Origin of the sequence: Pseudoroseomonas cervicalis ATCC 49957 (assembly GCF_000164635.1) — a bacterium.
Taxonomy (GTDB): Bacteria; Pseudomonadota; Alphaproteobacteria; order Acetobacterales; family Acetobacteraceae; genus Pseudoroseomonas; species Pseudoroseomonas cervicalis.
On record NZ_GG771101.1, the window covers coordinates 1 to 915 of the forward strand.

A 915-nucleotide genomic window follows, 5' to 3' on the forward strand; every position below is an offset into this window, starting at 1 on the left:
TGCTGGCGGCGTTGCTGCTCGGGCGGCTCGGCCGCGCCTCGCGCGCCTGGCTGCTCGCCGCCTTCGGCCTGGTGCGGCGTGCCCTGCCGCTGCACATGGCCGCCCAGCTGCTGCTGCTGACCGGCGCGCTGCTGCTCGTGCTCGCCTATGAGATCGGCGGGTTGTGGCAGGCGGAGCAGATCGGGCGCGGCGAGGTCTGGCTGGCGGTGATGGCCGGCATGCTCGGCATCGGCGCGCTGGTGGCGCTCGCTCGCTCGCTGCGCCAGCTGCGCACCGCGCTCGGCCTGTTCGAGCCGGAGCCGCTGCCGCTGATCGGCCGCTGCGTCGACGCGGCGGCGGCGCCGGGGCTGTGGCGCGAGTTGCACCGGCTCTCCGACCGCGCCGGCGCGGCGCCGCCGGACCAGCTGGTGCTGGGCCTGACCGATGGCTTCTTCGTCACCTCGGGCGAGATCCTGCTGCAGCCCGAGCAGCGCCGCCTGCGCGGCCGCACCCTGCATGTGCCGCTGCCGCTGCTGGCGGCGCTGGACCGCGAGGAGGCGCTGTCGATCATCGGCCATGAGCTCGGCCATTTCAGCGGCGCCGACACCGAGTACAGCCGCCGCTTCGCGCCGATCTATGCCGGCGTCGCGCGCAGCCTGGAGGCGGTGGCGCAGGCCCAGGCCGGCCATCCCAGCCTGCTGACGCGGCCGGCGCTGATGCTCGGCGAGTTCGTCATGCGGCAATTCGACCATGCGGTGCATCACTGGAGCCGGCAGCGCGAATTCGCCGCCGACGGGGTGGGCGCCTGGCTGACCTCGCCGCAGGCGGCGGCCAGCGCCCTGCTGCGCAGCACCGCGCTGGGCCAGCCCCTGCAGGAGGCGCTGGTGCAGGCGGTGCAGGCCGGGGCGGCGGCGGAGCCCGACCTGCTGGCGGCCA

The 915-nt window shown here is 75.7% G+C and carries 1 protein-coding gene; it reads left to right on the forward strand.

Annotated elements, in window-relative coordinates:
- Positions 1–915, forward strand: a 915-nt coding sequence (locus HMPREF0731_RS21960) for a M48 family metallopeptidase (RefSeq protein WP_007006461.1), incomplete at both ends; no start/stop codon positions are given.